Origin of the sequence: Rhodopirellula sp. UBA1907 (assembly GCF_002337565.1) — a bacterium.
Taxonomy (GTDB): Bacteria; Planctomycetota; Planctomycetia; order Pirellulales; family Pirellulaceae; genus Rhodopirellula; species Rhodopirellula europaea.
In genome coordinates, this window is sequence record NZ_DDGH01000006.1 from 119586 (window position 1) to 140305 (window position 20720).

Annotated in this window: 10 protein-coding genes; 7 read left to right on the forward strand and 3 right to left on the reverse strand. The window is 56.3% G+C overall.

Annotated features, from left to right (window positions below):
• The 5 genes from B2R17_RS02370 to hisI all read left to right on the forward strand — a co-directional run.
• On the forward strand, positions 1-530 hold a 530-nt coding region (locus B2R17_RS02370), incomplete at its 5' end, for an ECF-type sigma factor (protein ID WP_286762686.1).
• The gene (locus B2R17_RS02375) at positions 527-3181 is read left to right on the forward strand and encodes a serine/threonine-protein kinase (protein WP_286762687.1); all 2655 of its coding nucleotides are present in this window, start codon (positions 527-529) and stop codon (positions 3179-3181) included. The genes B2R17_RS02370 and B2R17_RS02375, both read left to right, overlap by 4 nt.
• A gap of 4 nt (positions 3182-3185) precedes the next feature.
• Positions 3186-6638: a hybrid sensor histidine kinase/response regulator gene (locus B2R17_RS02380; protein ID WP_339887548.1), complete on the forward strand. Its 3453-nt coding sequence runs from the start codon at positions 3186-3188 to the stop codon at positions 6636-6638.
• Positions 6639-6723: 85 nt separating this feature from the next.
• Positions 6724-7722: an NADPH:quinone reductase gene (locus B2R17_RS02385; RefSeq protein ID WP_286762689.1), complete on the forward strand. Its 999-nt coding sequence runs from the start codon at positions 6724-6726 to the stop codon at positions 7720-7722.
• An 8-nt stretch (positions 7723-7730) separates the two neighbouring features.
• Positions 7731-8111 carry a phosphoribosyl-AMP cyclohydrolase gene (hisI, locus tag B2R17_RS02390; RefSeq protein ID WP_286762690.1) on the forward strand — a complete coding sequence of 127 codons (381 nt, stop codon included), beginning with the start codon at positions 7731-7733 and terminating at the stop codon, positions 8109-8111.
• Here the strand turns inward: hisI and B2R17_RS02395 are convergent.
• Positions 8108-9034, reverse strand: coding sequence for a cobalamin-binding protein (locus B2R17_RS02395; protein ID WP_286762691.1), 927 nt, complete (start codon positions 9032-9034; stop codon positions 8108-8110). The genes hisI and B2R17_RS02395 overlap by 4 nt on opposite strands.
• Positions 9035-9304: 270 nt before the next feature.
• Here B2R17_RS02395 and B2R17_RS02400 point away from each other — a divergent pair, with 270 nt between their 5' ends.
• Positions 9305-11872 (forward strand): alpha/beta hydrolase-fold protein, encoded by a 2568-nt coding sequence (locus B2R17_RS02400; RefSeq protein WP_286762692.1) that lies wholly within the window; start codon positions 9305-9307, stop codon positions 11870-11872.
• A gap of 78 nt (positions 11873-11950) precedes the next feature.
• On the opposite strand, the gene B2R17_RS02405 is transcribed toward B2R17_RS02400, so the two are convergent.
• Positions 11951-12334: a hypothetical protein gene (locus B2R17_RS02405; protein ID WP_008656754.1), complete on the reverse strand. Its 384-nt coding sequence runs from the start codon at positions 12332-12334 to the stop codon at positions 11951-11953.
• A 201-nt stretch (positions 12335-12535) separates the two neighbouring features.
• Between B2R17_RS02405 and B2R17_RS02410 the strand changes: the two genes are divergently transcribed.
• A complete protein-coding gene (locus tag B2R17_RS02410) occupies positions 12536-13216 on the forward strand; it encodes a response regulator transcription factor (protein WP_236615971.1) in 681 nt (226 codons plus the stop codon).
• A gap of 51 nt (positions 13217-13267) precedes the next feature.
• Here B2R17_RS02410 and B2R17_RS02415 read toward each other — a convergent pair whose 3' ends face one another.
• The gene (locus tag B2R17_RS02415; protein ID WP_286762693.1) at positions 13268-20683 is read right to left on the reverse strand and encodes a type I polyketide synthase; all 7416 of its coding nucleotides are present in this window, start codon (positions 20681-20683) and stop codon (positions 13268-13270) included.
• Positions 20684-20720: the final 37 nt, after the last annotated feature.

Below are 20720 nucleotides of genomic sequence, written 5' to 3' on the forward strand. Positions count from 1 at the left end.
CTGAACCCCGGCGAGAACGCCTGAGCAGCTCGTCCCTGGTTCACCAAGCCTATGTGCGGATGGTCGACCAAGACCATGTTGATTGGCAGGGCAAGACGCACTTCTTCGCAATCGGTGCGACGGTGATGCGACGGATCCTGGTCGATCACGCTCGGCGGACCCAAGCTCAAAAGCGTGGCGGTGGTTGGATTCGGCGTCAGCTGGATGACGAAGTCACTTTTTTGTTGGACCAAGATGATGACGTTGTCGCACTGGATGAACTGCTGCTGCAACTGGCGAGCCTGAGCCCGCGTCAAGCCCGAGTGGTCGAACTGCGATTCTTTGGTGGGCTGGGCATGAAAGAGATTGCTGCGGAACTGAACCTTGGACTTCGCACCGTCGAAAAAGAATGGGCCATGGCTCGTGCTTGGATGCGACGCGAACTTCGCGACCCAGACGAAGAGAGCCGAGAAGAAGCTGACCCAGGAGAAGTCGACTCAGCACCCAAGGCCGATGACGTGCCCGCCGACGATCAATCGCCCACCTCATGATGGATGCGGATCGTTACCAACGTGTCCGCGACCTGTTCTGGGAAGCCGAAGAGATCGAAGAGGACGCGAGAGAGAAATTCATTCGCGACCAAGCTTCCGGCGACGAAGAACTGATTCGCGAAGTCCTTTCGCTTCTTGCCGAACATGATCCCAACGCGGCTCGTGTGGAAGGCGCAGCGGCACGGCCAAAGCCTGGCAATGGTTCGGTGCCCTTTGGGACAGGACTGCCAACACCTCGCGAAACGACGGAATCGGAAGTTATAAGAGCGATCCGTTCCATGTCGGCAACCGCCTCGGGTGCAAAGTCCGATTCCAGTGCGGATCTTTCGCGTAGCTCCACCCCAGGTTCGATGCCTAGCAACGCCAGTGCGGGACACACCGTGCACGCCGCGCAGCGAACCCATGCGATGCCGCGTCACGATGCGAACCGTCCGCAACCGTCTCGCAATCGGCAACGAAAAACGTTGACCTCGATTGGACCAATCAATCGAGCAAAGCAATACAACTGGGTCGTTTGGCTGCTCACCGCCGTCACGATCGCGTGCATCTGGGTGGTCGCCGCATGGGTGGACCGCCGTCTGCAACGACAAGCCGATTCGTCGATCCAGCGTTCACTTTCGTTAGCATTGAATCTATCCACGATCAAAGTGGAACAACTGCTGAACCGCGACAAACAATTCGCCATCGATTTAGCTCGTCAGCCAGGAGTTCGAAACGCGATCCGTTCACGGTCTCAAAATTTGTCACCAGCTGAACTTGCCGACTCGATCGACGATCAGACACAGCAATTCACCGACGCCGTTCGCAACGTGAACGCCGATCGACCTGAACTTGAGTCGCACGATCTTCCGACGTTCCAACCGCCTGACGTCATCTTCTTCAGTCGAGACCTTCAACCTTTAACCATTGTCTTCGGCAACGATCGCGGCCGCGCCGTGACCGACGAAGCCAATATCCAACTCCCGCCCGATGGGGCGGCTGATTTGGCTCGAGCACTCAGTGGACGGACCGTGCTCCATGCTCCATCGCCTCTGGCAACCTTGCTCGGCAAAACGCTCGCCGACGAACTGGATCATGCGGTGTCCAATCCATTGGCGTGGATCGTTCCCATTCACGAACAATCATCCACCGAAACTGAAAAACAGAACTCGCTTCGACCGGATGTACTCGGCGCGGCTGTCATCATTCCGCCGAACACGAATCGATGGTTGAATGAAACGCTTGCCTTTATAAGCCAAGCGAATTCGGTCGATGCCTACATGGTCGACCGCGAGGGTTTCATGCAAACTCGCAGTGTGAATTTGCCCGAACAGATCGCACAGTCGCTGGGAGCTAGATTTCGCGTCACTGAAATTGCCAACCCGTCCGAAGCGGAAGAACGTCTGAATCAGCTCGTCGCCCAACTCGACCGCCTGACCGAATCGGCAATGCTGAATCCAAACGGTGAATTGCCGATCGGTCGCACGATTCACCCACTGACAATTGCGGCAGCCTCGGTTTCACACAGCCCCGAACCTCAAGTGAGTGGCCAGACTTACCGCACCTACACCGGCAAGGACTGCGTCGGTGTATGGCGATGGCTGCCCGAGTTTGGAATGGGACTGATCATCGAGAGTGATTCCCATCAACTTACCTATCCGTTGGCGTCGACTTGGCCGTGGGCTTTATTGCTCTCGGTCACATCGCTGCTTCCGATCTTGGTTGCCAAACGCCTGTCCAAAAGCCCGGCACCATCGGCTCTGAAACAACCACTTGGACGCTATCACATCCATGAGGAACTTGGTGCCGGCGGAATGGGAGTCGTTTATCGAGCCAGTCACACGGAACTGGGACGCGAGATCGCATTGAAAGTGCTGCGGGTCGACCGGCAAGACGACGATGACCATCGCCGATTTGACCGCGAAGCACGATTGGCAGCAAGTTTGCGCAGCCCTCACAGCGTGACGATTTACGATTACGGGCACAACGAACACGGCGAAGCATTTTGCGTGATGCAACTGCTCGACGGTCTGACGTTGTCCGAAATCGTCGCCCGAAGCGGTCATCAAGAACCGGCTCGAGCGATATGGATCATGCGTCAGGTTTGCCAAGCCGTTCTGGAAGCTCATTCCCAAGGCCTGATGCATCGCGACCTCAAACCACAAAACATCATGCTCAGCTTTGACACGATTGTGGGTGACTGGGCGGTGGTGTTTGACTTTGGATTGGCCAAACCGCTCGAGCCCAATCAAGGCGTCTTCCAAACCGCCGAAACCGTTTGGGCGGGAACCCCGATGTACATGGCACCCGAACGATTCCGTGCCCCCTCGGTGATGGACCCGCGAAGCGATGTCTATTCACTGGGTTGTGTCTTATACTTTTTGTTGTCGGGTCGTCCGCCATTTGCCGAATGCGATCCCGAGTCCATGTTCGCGTTGATTTTGACGCAACAACCGCTCGAGATTGAAACGCATCGCGGCGAGTCGGTCGAAGACGAATTGAATGCACTGGTGCAAGCCTGCATGGCCAAGGAAAAACACGACCGTGTGGGCTCCATCGCGGATCTGATCCAGCGGTTGGATACACTCGCACCGCGGTATCCTTGGACACAAGAAAACGCACGCCATTGGTGGCAACGTCACGCCGATGAAGAACTCGCCAAAAAGCTTTGAACTCATGCGACGATGGTGGACACAACTTTGGCGACGTCCACGATCTTGGGTGATCCTTGTTCTCTTCGTTGCCGTTGCCGATGCCATGACGCCGCCGGACTGGGCGGTCGTGGTTGCTCATCTAATTTTCTTGCCGCTGGCCTGGCGAGTTCTCCACCGTCGCTTCATCACCTGGATGACAGCGATTCAAAGCGTTGCCGTCGCCGCGGTGGGTTTGTTCCATGTCTTTGGCCCGATCGCCCAACGGTTCGCGGGCGAGGTTGGTGCGGAACCATTCGCCTGGATCGAACCAGTCCGCCTCTGGACATTTTTCGCGTTGATGGCCACGGGCTATTTTCACATCTACTTGCAGGGCCGTTTGCGCACACGACTGAAACACCAACGGATGCTCCAGCACCGAGTGCATCGGCGATCGCTGCAGATCCGGCGAGTCAACCGAGCCCTGCGTAACGAAGTCACGCGACGGCAAGAGACTCAGCATCGTCTGGACCAGAGCGAAACAACGTTCCAATCGCTGATCGATCGCATGCACCTGCAGGTCGCACGCAAAAGCGCCGAAGGCGTGTTCACCTACGCCAACGAACAGTTTTGCGCCGACATCGGAATGACTCCCGTCGATGTGATCGGCAGTACCGATGCGGAACTTTTTGGTGATTCCATCGGTGCCAAATATCGCGCCGATGATTTGTCGGTGATGTCGACCGGACAAGCCGTCGACAAAGTGGAAGTGCACCCGGGCCCCGATGGTCGCATTGGTTTTGCCCAAGTCTTCAAAGCGCCGGAGTATGATCAAAACGGACAGTGCGTTGGCGTTCAAATCATCTTTTGGGACATTACCGAAAAACATCGCAACGAGATCGCCCTTCGAGACAGTGAGGCTCGAAAAAGAGCGTTGTTCGATGCCGCCGGTGACGCGGTCCTGTTGATCGATGACCAACGTGCGATCGTGGAAGCCAACCCGTCGGCCAGCGAACTCCTACAAGCCGGTGGCGGACGATTGGTTGGGCGTCCCCTCAATGATTTGATATCGCCGGTGTCCGATCAGTGGAGTGGATTGCCACTGGCCGAACGCCATCAACTACGACTCCGACGCGGCGATGGCAGTTCGTTTGAGAGCGAAGTGTCCATCCACCACATTCCGGTCGGTGACGCGACCGGCCAAGCCGTCATCATTCGCGACGTCACGTTGCAACGGGCCGCGTTTGAAGCGATGCGGGAAGCGAAAGCAGCCGCTGAACAAGCCAACCGTACCAAGACGCAATTCATGGCGGGCATTTCACACGAATTGCGGACACCACTCGGCGGCATCCGAGGACTGACGGATTTATTGGGTCAGCAAACCCTTCCCACGGCGGCGCGTCGTTACGTCAACCTCATTGCTCAAAACACAGAATTGCTTCGTGATGTCATTGAAGACATCCTTGACTTCGCCGCCATCGAAGCCGGTCGCGTTGCCATCGATCCGGTCCCAGTCGATCTGCATGAGGTCGTCGGTGACGCCTTTGGTTGCCTCGCCGTTCGCGTTGCCGACAAACCTGTTCGCTTGTGCTTGTCGATTGCTCCCGACACACCTCGACGAGTGATCGCCGACCCAAAACGCATTCGCCAAATCGTGATCAACTTGGCTGGCAACGCGATCAAGTTCACCAATCGAGGCGAAGTTAGTTTGCGACTGAGTCCCATCGGCGACGCCCCCGGGTCAAACGACAATAATGGCGACTCGCTCGGAATCACAACCAGCGAATCCGCAAGCGACGCTCCGATGGCGTGGTTTGAATTGACCGTGTCAGACACCGGCATTGGTATCGCTCCCGAGAATCAATCGCGAATTTTTGACGCGTTTGAACAAGCCGATCGCGGCACCAACAAGCAGTTCGGCGGAACGGGATTGGGCCTGGCAATCGCTCGCGGTTTGGCTCAACGAATGGGTGGCGACATCACCGTGACCAGCCAAGTAGACCTGGGCAGCCAATTTCAGTGCGCCCTTGCATTGCCACTGGATACGAACCCGAAACATGCAGAAAAGAAGCGAACTGTTCCGGCCACCGATGGCGCCACCGCGGTGGTCTCGGTTGGCAACACAACCATGCAAGATGCAATCGCGGAAACGTTGTTGCACTGTCGCTGGCCAATCCGCACGCCGTCGATGCTGGAACCCGAATGCGTTCACCTTCACTGGATCCTCACGGACCAAACCGCGGACGCCGCCTTCCGCATCCGAGCTCGTAAATCGAGCGACCGAGTCCTCTGGGTCACCAGAGCCGGTGAACCTACGCCCAGGCGTGCCAAGCGTGAAGACGCGGTGGTGATCGAACCACTGCATCCCGACGAACTTCGTCGTTGGCTGGCAGGGAAACCGCTCTTGCAATCGAGCCGCGGACAACGCAAACGCCGCCGAGGAAACAAACTTTCGACAACGACCAAGAGCGATCCAACCACTTCGAAATCACAGGCTCCCGGCGCCGCGTTGCTTACCAATTCACAATCAACCAACGAACCGATCAACGCTTCACCGACCGACGCCGGCCAGGGATACAAGTTGCTCGTTGTTGACGACAGCGCCACCAATCGTTTGGTGATTCATGACCAATTGGTTGCTTCGGGCCATCGCGTCCAAACCGCGGACTCAGGTGAAGCGGCCGTTGAGCGATTGGCATCCAACACCTTCGACTGCGTCCTCATGGATCTGCAGATGCCGAACATGGATGGAACCGAAGCGACCCGAATCATTCACCAACATGCCTCACAAGCGGGCAAGACTCCGCCACCAATCATCGCGTTGACCGCCCATGTCACCGACCAGCATCGTCAGCTTTGCCGCGAAGCAGGAATGGATGGCTACATCACCAAACCGGTCGACCTGGATCTCTTACTGACGGAAATTGAACGGGTCCTTGGTGTTTCTCAGTCCTCGGAATCGGATGCAATGTTGCCGCCGACATTGTCGCAGGCAACGAATTCACAAACGCCCTCCAACCTGAACATCGCGAATTCAAGTTCCGATGATTCATCGTCTTCCACCGAAGCAGCATCCGACGAAACAAGCGTCGTGACGGAAGACAACCATCAATGGGATTGGCGTTCGCAATTGTCGAAGCATTGCGGCGGTGATTCCGAGACGATGGATTCCGTTTGCGATGCGTTCTTGATGGAAGTCCCTTCGTTGCTGACCAATCTTCAACAAGGTGCCAAACAAGGCGACGCGAACAAACTGAGATCGGCATCTCATACGCTGAAATCATGTTTACGTTACTTCGCGCCAAAAGAAGACGTGGCGATGGCCGCTGAAGTCGAATCCGCTATCCAGGATTCCGATTGGGTGGAGCGACTGAAAGATGCCACCAACAATCCCAACACCAACGATGCCGATTCGCCGGAATCCAAAGCCATCGCGGATCTTCAAAGCAAAGCAACCGATTGGGTCTCTCGCATTCGCGAATCGGTCAGGCAACGCTAAAATATTCGCTCCCAATGCGATGATGATCGTCCACGACGATCTTCCCCTCCTCTTTTGATGAATGACTTCTTCAGCGAGTGCCCCCATGAAAGCCGCCTTCATCACCGAAACAGGACCTGCCGACACTCTTCAAATCGGTGAACTGCCTGACCCTACTCCGGGTCCCGGCCAAGTTGTGATTCGAGTGTACGCCTCCGCAATCAATCCGATCGACACTTACATCCGGAACGGCACCATCGCGATGGAATTGCCGCAACCGTTTGTTCCCGGATGCGATGCTGCCGGCGTGGTCGAAAGCGTCGGCCCGGGTGTCAAGCGATTGTCTATCGGTGATCGGGTTTGGTGTACCAACCAAGGCTTGCTTGGACGGCAGGGCACCCTGTCTGAATTGATTGCCGTCGATGAACACTGGACATTCAAATTGCCTGAACCGGTGCCGTACGAAGACGCCGCCGCGTGTGCATTGGTTGGAGTCACCGCTCACCTTGGTCTCTTTCGTGAAGCTCAGTTGGAACCAGGCGAAACAATCCTGATCATCGGCGGCAGCGGCGGTGTGGGTTCCATGGTGGTGCAAATGGCGGCTGCAACCGGTGCTCGCGTGATCACGACTGCCGGCAGTGAAGCGAAGGCACAAGTATGCCGCGATCTCGGTGCTGAAGAAGTGATTCTCTACAAAGATGAATCCATCGCGGATCGCACCAAAGCATTCGCTCCCGACGGAGTCAATGTGCTCTGGGAGACGCGGCGTGAGCCAGACTTTGACATGGCAATCGATCTGATGGCCGGTCGGGGACGCATGGTCTTGATGGCGGGACGCGATGCCAAGCCCGCATTCCCCGTGGGTCCGTTCTATGTCAAGGAATGTTCGCTGCATGGCTTTGTGATGTTCAAAGCCACCCCGATGGAAATGAAAAACGCCGCCGAAGACATTTCCCAGTGGTTGGCGTCCGGCAAATTGTCCGCGAACATCAGTGCTCGATTCAGCCTGGACGAAGCCGCCCAAGCACACGCCTTGCAAGAATCCGCGACGCTCGAAGACAGCAGTCAGCTGGCGGGCAAAATCATTGTCAAACTCAACACCTGATCATCCTCATGTCATCCCCCATTCCCAACTTTGATGCTGGAATCCCGTGTCCCAAGACCGGTCAACCATTGCTGCCCGCCATCGCCCAAGACGCCACGACCGGGCGAGTGCTGATGCTGGCGTGGATGAATCGCGAAGCTTGGGACGAAACCATCTCGGGCAACCGAGCGGTTTATTTCAGCCGCTCGAGAGGCAAACTTTGGCGGAAGGGTGACACCAGCGGCCACGCTCAAGTCGTGCGAGAAATCCGAGTGGACTGCGACGCCGACACGATCCTGTTGTCCGTCGACCAAACCGGAGCAGCCTGCCACGAAAACTACGAAAGCTGCTTCTTCCGACGCGTCGATCCCGATGGCACAACCCACATCACCGAAGAACGCATCGCTTAGATGAGATGCATGGCAGGTGATAGGCCATCTGGAAGAGGGTGGACTTCAGGGTGAAGGGCATTGGCGAGAATTTCTAGGCTGTCGACTAAGCGTGGGCCTGGCCGGCTGAAGTAGGCCGAACCGTCGACCACGTAGACACGTTCTTCGCGAACACACTTCATGTCGGACCATCCGGGATAGCCACGCAGAATCGGCATGTCTTCCAATGTTCGCGACACGCTGAAACCGCAACACGCGATGAACAACACGTCCGGATCCGCTTCTCGAATGCGGTCCCAAGAGGTGGTCTCCGAACGCTCACCGGCCTCGCCCACACATTCGTGGCCGCCGGCTAGTCGCACCAACTCCGGACTCCAGTGACCGGCACTGAACGGAGGGTCGATCCATTCCAACAACATCACGCTCGGTACCTTTGTCTCGGGCCGTGACAACAAATCCTCCGAGCGTTTTCGTACTCGAGCGACTCGTGATTGCAATTGGTCAATCAGAGCTGTCGCCCGGTCCGGACAACCTGCGGCTTCACCAACCAAGGTGATGCAATCAAACATCTCCGACAAAGAAGTCGGTTCCAGGTTCACCACACGAGGCTGTCCGGGCAAGGAGCACGCCGCCGCGTTGACCTCCGACTCAGCCACCGCGCAAACGTCGCACAAAGCTTGGGTCACGATCAGATCCGGCGCCAGCGATTCCACCACCGGCATATTCAGTGAGTACAAAGCTCGCTCGGTCTGCAATCGCTCTCGCACCATCGTGTCGATCTCGCCGCTGGTCGCATCATGCGGAATCAACGTCTGAGTGACCTTCGCAAGACGATCAACTCCGGATGGATAATCGCACTCATGTGTGACACCTACCAATTGGTCCTGCAATCCCAACGCGCAGATGATTTCGGTCGCACTGGGCAGAAGTGAAATGATGTTCATGAAACGTTTGCTGAGGTGAAGTGGCTTTGAAAGCAACTTATCAGGCCGGAGCAATCTTCCCACCCGTGATGTTCATCTGTTCGCGGCACTTGCTTGGCAACTCTCCAGCAACGATGATCAGATCCCCCTCACGCGATCTTACGCGGAAGGATCCCACCCCAACAGCATCCCACCGAGCGATTCATCATGCTTCACCCCGTCGATCCGATAGCAGTCTTTCCAGCGAAGAAGCATTTCGCTTCATGGATCCGGTCGTGCTCCTGTCTTTGGATGCTCGCCGCAGTTTTCGTTGCCTCGACCGCACTGAGTGCAAACGCAGACGACGAATCGCTGCGAACGGTTCAGGATGACGTGCCACAGGGCGAAATCACGAAGGGAGTGTTCGACACCAGCGAGATCTATCCGGGGACTCGGCGAGACTACGCCGTCTATGTTCCGTCGCAATACGATCCCGAGTCACCAGCCAACTTGATGGTGTTCATGGACGGAATGAACTACGCCAAACCAAACGGCGCGTTCCGCGTTCCGATCGTCCTGGACAACTTGATCGACAACGGTTCCTTGCCTCCGACGATCGCCGTCTTTGTCAATCCAGGCACCGTCCCGGCCACCAAACCCGGTGCCAAGAACCGTAGTAACCGTTCATTCGAATACGACTCTTTGGGTGATCGTTATTCGAACTTCCTGATCAACGAATTCCTCCCAGTTGCACTGAAGGATTTGAAAGTCTCGACCGATCCCAAACGCCGCGCCGTTGCGGGCATCTCTTCCGGTGGCATCTGCGCCTTCACCGTGGCTTGGGAACGGCCAGATCAATTTGGCAAAGTGCTTAGTCACATCGGCAGCTTCACCAACATTCGTGGCGGTTGGGCCTATCCCGGTTTGATTCGCAAAACAAAGTCAAATCCGAAACCCATCCAAGTCTACTTGCAAGAAGGCCGCGATGACCTGAGCAACCTACATGGCAACTGGCCGCTGGCAAACCGCGACATGGCCGCTGCACTTCAATTCGCGGGCTACCAATACAAGTTCGTCATGACCGAAGGCGGACACAGTGGTCAGTGGGGCGGCAAAGAACTGCCCAGTGCCTTGCAGTGGTTGTGGAACGACGACGCGGAGTCCACTCTCATCCCGCCGTCATCCACCAAACCCAAGTGGGAACCACACCCGCTCGCGATCGTGAACGAAAACGTTCCGCAAGGCAAAGTGGAATCGATGCCGCCTTGGCACTCAGAGATCTTTGGCAACACCATTCGCGACTGGTCCATCTACGTTCCGGCTCAGTACGACGCGAGCAAACCAGCGACATTGATGGTGTTCCAAGACGGTGAGCGGATGCGTGACACAAAGGGTCGCTGGCGTATCCCAACCGTGTTTGACAACTTGATCGCAAGCGGTGACATGCCGCCAACCATTGCGGTGTTTCTCAATCCAGGGCACGACAAATCCAAACCTCGAAAGGGCCGCAAGTCTTCCAATCGAGGTTTCGAATACGACAGCTTGGGCGATCGGTACAGTCGATTCTTGTTGGAAGAGATCCTTCCCGAGGTTGAAAAGAAATACAACCTTTCCAACGATCCCAACATGCGTGCGATTGGCGGATCCAGCTCCGGTGCGATCTGTGCCTTCACCGTTGCATGGGAACGCCCCGACCAATTCCGCAAGGTTTACTCCAATGTCGGCAGCTTCGTGAATTTGCGTGGGGGAGACCTTTATTCGTCTTTGATCCGCAAGACCGAACCCAAACCCATTCGCGTCTACATGTCAGATACCAGCGGCGACAACGACAACCCGTTTGGTCATTGGCCGATTGCCAATCAACGCATGGAATCATCTTTGTCCTACATGGGATACGACGTTCGCCTGGATTGGGCAGAAGGTTTCGGGCACAACGCTGACTTCGGCAGCATGCAGTTTCCCGAGGCAATGAAATGGTTGTGGCGCAGCAAAAAACACACACCATCCATCGACACTTCCGATGACCTTCGTGGCGACCTGACGCTCTTGAATCTTCTCGTCCCAGGTAAGTCATGGGAAGTCGTCGCTGACAACCTTGGATTTTCTGACGCTCCCTGCAGCGACGCAGACGGCAATTTTTATTACTGCGACATGCGTGCTCCGGCAGTGGTGCGAGTCGACGCGAAAGACCAAAGCAAATCGGTCATCGCGAAGGAATCCATCAGCGGATTGATGTTTGGTCCCGGCAATCTGCTCTACGCCTGCCAAGGATCCAAGAAGCGAGTGATCTCAATCGATCCAAAATCAGGTGAAGTGAAGACGATCGCTGAAAACGTCGCCCCCAACGATCTCGCGGTTTCGGACGAGGGCTATTTGTTCATCACCGAGACTAGAGCTCACCAAGTCACTCGAATCGACATCAAGACTGGTGAAGTGACCGCGGTCGATGTGGGCATCACCCGTCCCAACGGCATCGCACTGTCCAACGACGGCGGCACGCTGCTCGTTTCGGATCATGGTGGACCATCGACATGGACATTCCGAGTCAACAAGAACGGTGTGCTCGATGCAAAGATGCCAACCATGCCGATGCGATTGCCGATCGATCCCAAGGGCGATTTCAATTTCAACGAACCACCCCAGTACATCCAAGCGTCCAAGGGAGACGGCTCGGCGGTTGACAAGCTCGGCCGCTTCTATGTCACCAGCGAACTGGGCGTGCAGATCTTTGATCCCACCGGTCGCCCCTGCGGAGTGCTTCCCAAACCCGATTCGGATCAACCTTTGACCAGCTGCGTGCTGGCCGGTCCGGAACACTCACACTTGTACGTGACCAACGGTACGACCATCTATCGGCGTGAGCTGACCGTCGAGAAGTGATCTTTGTTTGATCCCGTCCCTTCAAGGCATCCAGGCAGGATTCCTTGAAGGGGTCTTATCGGCGACTTGTTCGTCCGTTCAGGCGGACAGATTCTTGGGAAGCAGTGCTCGCAAAAATTGAGGCATCATGCCCATGTAGCAAGCACACTTCGGGCACACCGTGGACTGATCGCTGACCAAGTACTCGCACCGCGGGCACGGCCGGTGTGATTCTGGATTCGCTTGATTCGCGTCCGGCTGGGTTTCGGTAGCGGGAGCCACCGCGGTCTCACCTAGAATTCGCATGACGCCGGTATCGGACAGCGTGTCGCGTACGGGGGGTTCTTCAGGAACCGTGAACGCTTCTTCCCACGGAATGGTGACTGCGACACCACATTTCGGACAGGGCAGAGTCTTGCCGGACAGCGCCCCGGCGGCTCGCAAATGGTGCCCATTGCTGCAAGTGATTGATTTTCGATTCATTTTTTCCTCCTGTTGGTGAAACCGTGTGAGTCTCCACTCACGGCAAGGCTTCAATGCCGATACGGGTAGGAGGTTCCGCCAAATTGAGTCGAAAATTGGTTTCAAGTCGGTTTCATCACCGCCCCCCGTTTCCGCCGGAACCTTTGACGGGGACTGGGGTTTCAGTCGGTGAACGTTCATGTCCGAGAAGGAATAGATGTAATGCAAGATCGACTGCTATTGGTCGAAGACGACACCCATTTGGCAGCGATGGTGAGTGACTTCCTTCATGAAAATGGATTTCATGTTGAGGTCGAAAACGATGGCAAACTCGCTGCTCAAAGAATCGTCCACGACCGATTTGATGCGATTGTTTTGGACATTGGATTGCCCAGCATGAACGGGATCGATGTGTGTCGATCGGTGCGCAATCAATTCTCGGGCCCAATCATCGTCCTGACCGCACGCGGCGAAGAAATCGATGAAGTGGTCGCTCTAGAAGTGGGTGCGGATGATTTCATGAGCAAACCGGTTCGTCCGCGTGCATTGCTGGCCCGGCTAAAGAATCATCTGAAAAAATCAGACGCTCAACTGACCGACGAAGATCGAATCATCGTTGGTGATTTGGTCGTGACGCCCGCCCGACGACAGGTCACCATTGCGGGCGACCCGGTCGACATGACCACCGCGGAATTTGACTTGATCGAATACTTAGCACTTCGTGCGGGATCAGTGGTCGCTCGCAAAGACATCTATGTCGATTTGCTGGGGCTGCCCTACGACGGACTCGACCGATCGATTGACCTGCGTGTCTCACGAGTTCGACGCAAACTGGGCGATGACCCCAATCAACCCACGCGAATTAAATCGGTCCGCGGGGTTGGATACCTGATGGCAAAGTAGTGCCGCTCGACGAGCCAGTTAGGCATTCGTCCTGGCTACGAAGAGACAGGATCACTTGGCCGTCGCGTGTTGCTCCATTCTCTTCGCCAGCTCTTTCGCGTGCTCACCCAACAGCATGGTGAAGTGATCACCATCGGTTTGTTCAACAAGCACTTCGCTATCCAGGTGAGAAGCCCAATCCAAGTGATCGGTCCAACGTTCTCCTGAAGAACCTTCCAAGGCCGTCGTCTTCGCCGGAAGAATCAACTGCACACTTGGACTGGACGGGTCGATCTCATACGACTTGATGAACTGCACGTGCTGACGGCTGGTATCGATCAACTTACGAACCATTTCTGCCGATGCGGACTGGGTGAGGACTCCGGCACGCTGGGCTTCTTCCAAGACACGCTGCCAAATCTGATCGGTCCCACGAGCGTCCTCCAACTCTTCCGCCGACAAGTGCATGTCTGTCCCAGAGAATGCATTGGAGAACTGGATCAGATCGGCGACGAACTGCACATCATCATTCGGATCCACATTGCGGTAGATCGATGGAAGAGGCGTGTCCAACAACGTCACCGCGACGTTGACTCGGGCTTCGCTTTCCAATCGGCGTGCGAGTTCAAGAGCAAAGACACCGCCCGCAGACCAACCAATCAGACGCAACTCATCATCGCCGAACTGTTCTTGCACGAGCTCAACATACTCTTGCATCATGGCATCCAACGACGCCGGCGGTTCGCTGACGCCATCGGATCCTCCACCGACCAAAGCGTACACCGGTTGGTCGTCGTCGACCTGTTGCGAAAACTCGGAGTAGCAAGCGGTCGATCCTCCCAGCGGATGAATACACAACCAAGGCGAACGAGCACCATCGGCTTTCAAGGGCACGATCAACGCGGTTCGGTCGCCGCCAGGTTGTTGTGACTTCTCCGACGTCTTCTTCATCTCGCCGTCTTCGTCGGCAAACTGAGAAACCACATGACCGACCAAACTGTTAATCGACGGCGACTCGACAAGTGCTGACATTGGAATCGTGATTGCCAAGCGTTGCTCGAGATTATTCTTCAGTTCCATCGCGATCAGCGAATCCATGCCCAATTCACTGAGTTTTTGCTTCACGTCAATCTGCTCCGCTTCCCAGCCCATCAACCGGGCCAGTTCAGAAGCAAAATACTGACGCAAAAGGTCGGTTCGTTCGCTTTCAGAAACTCCCGACAATTGGGAACGGAACTCCTGGTCGACTTGATCCACGCTCGCTTTGCCATCGACATCGGAGTGATCCGCAAACTCGGCGAAGAACGGCCGACTGCGCCGCATGCTTTTCGTCATCGCGGGCCAATCCACATCCATCACGGCCACGTATCGATCGCCGGCATCGATGAGTTGCTGCATTGTTTGCAGACAAGCATTGGCGGGAAGCAATCGCATTCCTCGCGATTCAAGTTGCGACGACCGATCCTCGGTGGCCGCCATTCCGGACTCAGCCCACGGGCCCCAAGCGATACTAGTCGCCGGCAAACCTTTGCCACGGCGATATTCTGCCAGGGAATCCAAAAAGCTATTGGCTGCCGCGTAGTTGGCTTGTCCGGGTGATCCTAAACAAGCGGCGATGGAAGAGAACAGCACAAACGATTCGATCGGAAGATCCTTCGTTGCCACGTGCAGGTTCCAACCACCTTGGATTTTGGGTCCCATGGGAACATGCAACTGTTCTTCGGTCATGTCCATCAACAATCCATCCTGCAGAACTCCTGCTGCGTGATAGACATGCCCGATAGGCGGCAGATCGCCGGGCAGTTGTTTGAGTGCCGACTTCAACGAATCAAGGTCACCCACGTCACCTTGCAACACAGTCACCCGCACCGAATCAACGTCCTGCGTCAACGCATCGATCTTAGCCGCGACTTCACCAACCGGTTGTCGGCGAGATAGCAAAGCGATGCTGGTCGTACCTTCGTCGATCAATTGCTTCGCGAGCTTCAAACCAATCGCACCGGTGCCTCCGGTGATCAACACGGTCGAGTCGGATGCTTCTTGTTGCGGCACAGCATCAGTCGTCGCATGCGTCGACATTCGCGTGATGACTTTGCCGATGTTCTTTCGCTGCGCCATGTAACGGAACGTTTCGACCATCTCGGTCTGATCAAACTCGGTGCAAGCGATCGGTTGCAAGTCGCCGGCCTCGAATCGCTCAGCAAGTTCCGCCCATAACTTCTCGATCTTCGCCGGACGCTGTCGCAACACTCGATCCAAATCGATCGCGTGGTAGGACAGGTTGTCTTGGAATGGCAACAATCCAACCTTGCGATCCTGGTAGATATCAGTCTTTCCGATCTCTAGAAAGCGACCGTATGCGTTGAGCACACCGAGACTTTTTGGAATGGCCTCGCCGGGAAGCGAATTCAAGACCACGTCCACACCTTCACCTGAGAATGCACGACGGATGTCGTCGGCAAACTCCGTGGTTCGAGAGTTGAAGACATGCTTCACGCCGCATTCACGAAGGAAATCACGTTTCTCGTCGCTGCCGGCGGTCGCGATGATTTCGGCACCGAGGTATTGAGCGATTTGGGTTGCCGCCAATCCGACACCGCCCGCCCCCGCATGAATCAACACACGTTCGCCAGGCTGAACGTCAGCCAAATGCACCAATCCATACCATGCGGTCAAGAAAGCGATGGGGATGGTTGCGGCTTCGACATCGTCCATTCCAGCCGGGCGTTTGACCAACGTGTACTCAGGCGTTTTCGCGTGCGAACCAAAGCTGAACGGAGCGACCCCCATCACTTGATCGCCAACTTGAAAACGCTTCGCTTCTTTGCCAACCGCGGTAACCACACCGGAGCATTCAATCCCCAATGGCACCACTTTGTCAGTGATTCCGGGATACAGCCCCATGACTTTCAGGACATCGCTGAAGTTCAGTCCCGCCGCATTGACCCGCAGTTCCACCTCACTTCCCTGAGGCGTCTCGCGTTCCATCGGCTCGAAATACAACGAATCGAAACTACCGGTTTGTCGAAAACGCAGCCGGTGCGGCTGTGACGGAATCGTGACTATCGTGTCGCTTTCTGATGCCGCTGGGGCACGTCGCTTCACCAACCGTCCCAGGTGACGCATGCCATCTCGGTAAGCAACGTGATCCTCGTCATCCGCAGCAATCATCTCGGCCGCGATGGCTTGCCCATTGGATTGATCGGAAGCGGACGGATCCACCTCCAGCAACGAAGGTTTCAGATCGGCGAGTTCCATCATCGCGACGCGAATCATTCCCCACAAAGGTGAATGGACCAAGTCGATGGACGACTCCGATTCCGAAACTGATTGTGCCCCCTGTGTGACATGCCACCAACCGCGAAAATGTTTGCTCACCGGTACGTGCGTGATCGCCGAGCGAATCTGCTTGAGGGCCAACTGACAAACCGCCTCCGCATCATCGGCTGGATTGCTTGATTCGTCGCTCAGGTCCCAAAGCGTGATGAGCGCCGAAAGTGGTTTGGTCGATTCGGTTTTCTCCGCGAGTGTTTTCAGATCATCTCCCAAGTCTCCCTCGACGACTTCAGCACCGAAGTCAACCAATTGCTTGGCCAAAGATTCTCGACGCGATCCTGATTCGCCCAACAGCCAAACTTGCTTACCGTCCAAGTCAATGTCATCGGACAAGGATTCGGTCACCTGCCAATCGATTTGGTAAAGCGAATCGTCGAGTGACTCTGACTTTCCACCACCGACGCGTCCAACCCGGGTGACGCGAACGCCAGTCCATTCGGCAACGACTTCGTCACGCTCATTGACCAACCAAACATCGCCTTCGACGAACTCGGGGTCCAAGACGTCGCCCGGCGATGACCTACGTCCATAGGTACGAAGTGTCCCTTCGGGTCGCTGGTACACAACTGCCCGCGAGACTTTCGTCGGCATGTACGTCGCTTCGCTGAACGTGTCATGATCAGGTCGCGGAACCAACGCCGAGAATGTTTGCATCAACGCGTCGCCCAGAACGGGATGCAGAATGTAATCATCCAGTTCGGCACGCGTGGCCTCATCGCATTGAACTTGCCCCAACGCTTCGTCAATCGAGTAATCGACACGATTCAGCATCCGGAAACGGGGGCCGTACTCCAGTCGGCGATGCGCCATCAGGTCATAGAACTCGTCGTGATCCTTGCCACCCACAAATCGCTGAGCGACGGTCGACAAACCTGATGGAGGCGGAACAACTTCCGAATCGGCCGACTCATCGGTTTGCTCGGCAGGAACCAACGACGCCGACATGTGCCGCTGCCATGAATCGCTCGTATCGACCCGATCGCGAGAATAGACTTCCAGCGATAGACTCTCATCGACGATCGTTTGGAACGTTTTCCAGCGTTCCTCGCTGACGAACATGGCTTGTTCGATATTGGCATCCGTTACCGAATGTGCCCCCGGACCGAAGCGGTCTCTCGCCGCGGCAAAGGCAACCTCAACAAAGGCAGCTCCGGGCAAGTTGACGGAACCTTGCACCGCGTGATCCGCCAAGAACTCCGGCGACCGGGCCGACAATGCGTTCTCATACAAACGACTTCGCAGTGCTGATGGCTGCAAGCGACCAAGCATCGGATGTAGTGGTTCACCCGATCCCGAGCGATTGCGAGATGGATCCTCGACGATCTCATCGGATGGATCCAACCAATAGCGTTGACGATCAAACGGATAGGTGGGCAATACCAAACGCTGCCGCTTCCACGGCTGATCAAACGCTTTCCAATCAATTTTTCCACCACGAGTGTGCACGTCGCCCACCGCTTCGAACAAAGTCGTCTCGTCGTCTTTGCCCGACCGCAGCGAGGTGGCCCAGGTGGCGGAGGATTCCGGCAAACAACGCTTACCCATGCCGGTTAAAATCGGCGACGGTCCCACTTCCAACATGACGTCGATGTCCATCTCCGCCAGAGTTCGCATGCTCGGCTCAAAGCGGACCGCGTTGCGGATGTGGTCGCACAGATAGTTAGCGTCCCAAGCCTTGGTCCATTGCTCACCGGTCAGGTTGCTGATCAAAGGGATGCGCGGCGTTTTGAATTCGCACTGTTCAGCGATCTGCCGGAACTCATCCAACATCGGTTCCATCAATTGCGAATGGAACGCATGCGATACTTGCAGAGCCTTCGAAGCAATGTCAGCTTCTTCGCAGTGTTTTGCAAACGCATCCAGATCCGATTGTGGACCGGAAACAACCGTGTTCTGCGGACCGTTTTCAGCGGCGACTGACAGCGATCCTCCGCCCGATGATTCAAATTCGCGAAGATGATTGGCGATGACTTCCGCCGATTCAAACATCGCTGTCATGCCGCCACCGGAAGGCAACTCGCCCATCAATCGCCCACGGTGTGCGATCAAGCTCAGCGCGTCCTCCAGCGACACGACACCGGCGATGCAGGCCGCCGCGAATTCTCCGACGCTGTGTCCAAGCACGACGTTCGGCTTCAATCCCCATGACAACCACAACTGTGCCAGCGAATACTCGATCGCGAAAAGAGCGGGTTGGGTGTATCGCGTTTGGTGAACCAGTTCGGTGTCGGGACCTTCGCCGTACAAAACATCCAGCAATCGCTTTGGCAGAACCTTTGCCAAGAGTTCATCGCAACGCTTCATCGACTTGCGAAACACCGGCTGCGTTTCAAACAAGCCACGCCCCATACCTGCAGCCTGCGAGCCTTGTCCGGTGAACAGGAACGCGGTTCGAGTCGCGCGACTGGTCACCGTTTGCCCGCTTCGAATGCCGGGGCCTTTCTTGCCATCGCTCAACTGAGTCAGCTGACGATGAAGTTGCTTCGCGTCTTCAAAAACCACCGCGGTTCGGTGCGTGTGATGAACGCGGCCGACATTCATCGTGTGTGCCACATCCACCACGTTGTCGTCGGTGCGATCGAGGTGCTGTTTCAACCGTGAAACGACCTCCGCGATGGCAGCGTCACTCTTGCCGCTCAGACTCAACACGTGCTGCGTTCGATCTGTCGTGGCTAAATCCGTCGAACCGGTAGGCTCGACCGTTTCCTTCGCCGCGTACTGCTGCATCACAAGGTGAGTGTTGGCTCCACCAAATCCGAATGAGCTGACTCCAGCCACCAACGGCTCATCATCGACCGGCCAAGGTGGTGACTGAGCGGGTATCACGATGCGTGACCGCTTCAGCGACATTCGCGGGTTGAGCTTGTTCAGATGAAGCTGACCAGGAATGGTTTGGTGACGCATCATCAGCAACAACTTGATGATGCCGGCCACACCCGAAACGGTTTCCATGTGCCCCACGTTGGCTTTGACGCTGGTCACATAGCAAGGCGGATCGACTCCCGGTTTGCCAGAGAACACTTGCGTCAGCGCATCGACTTCGATCGGATCACCCAACGGCGTCCCAGTGCCGTGCGCTTCGATGTAGTTGACTCGTGACGCGGGCAGTCCGGCTTCGCGAAGGGCGGTTCGAATGACCGCTTGTTGTGACACACCATTGGGTGCGGTGATGCCGCTGGTTCGGCCGTCTTGATTGGTCGCGCTGGCCAGGATCGTTCCCCAGATACGATCGCCGTCTCGCTCCGCATCGCTCAAACGTTTCAGCAACAGCATGCCGCAACCTTCACCGCGGACATAGCCATTGGCGTCGGCATCGAACGGTCGGCACTGACCATCCGGCGACAACATGCGTGCCTTCGAAAACGCGATCGTTGTTTCGGGGGTCAAGATTGCGTTGACGCCACCGGCCAACGCAGCATCGCACTCGCCGGCACGTAGACTCTGCACGGCCAAGTGAATCGCCATCGTCGAAGACGAACACGCCGTGTCGATCGCCATGCTAGGACCGCGAAGATCCATGATGTAAGACAATCGGTTGGCGGCGATCGAAAGCGCGTTGCCGGTCCCGACATGCGCGTCGATGTATTGGTAGTAACCATCGTACGTGGAGGGGACTTTGGAATAATCCGTGCCACCAATTCCGACGTAGGCACCGACCGGCGTTCCCGCCAAACTGCTCACCGGAATGCCGGCAATCTCTAACGCTTCCCAACTGACTTCCAACAGCAGTCGTTGCTGGGGATCCATCCGCGCCGCTTCGCGAGGTGAGATACCAAAGAACTTTGGATCGAACTGATCAATGTTGTCGACCATGCCCGCGCGACGGACTGACATCCGGCCCGCTTTCTGACCGGTCGGGTCGTAGAGAGAATCGACGTCCCAGCGTTCCGGTGGGATCTCCGCGGTCGCATCGATGCCTTCGGAGACGACCTTCCAATACGCATCCAAATCAGGTGCACCGGGAAAGCGGCACGAGACGCCGACAACCGCGATTGGCTCGACAGACGATTTGGATTGACCCGAATCGGCGGGCTGGGCGGCGGGAGCAGACGTCGAAGATGACGAACGGGCCAAGCGTTTTCGCAGTGCTGCTCTCTGTTCGGGAGAGAGCTTCGCGAGACGGTCGGAAAGATCACGTTCGGGTGAATTCACGATGCAGTGTTCAGGTTAGACGTTCAGGCGGAGGGCG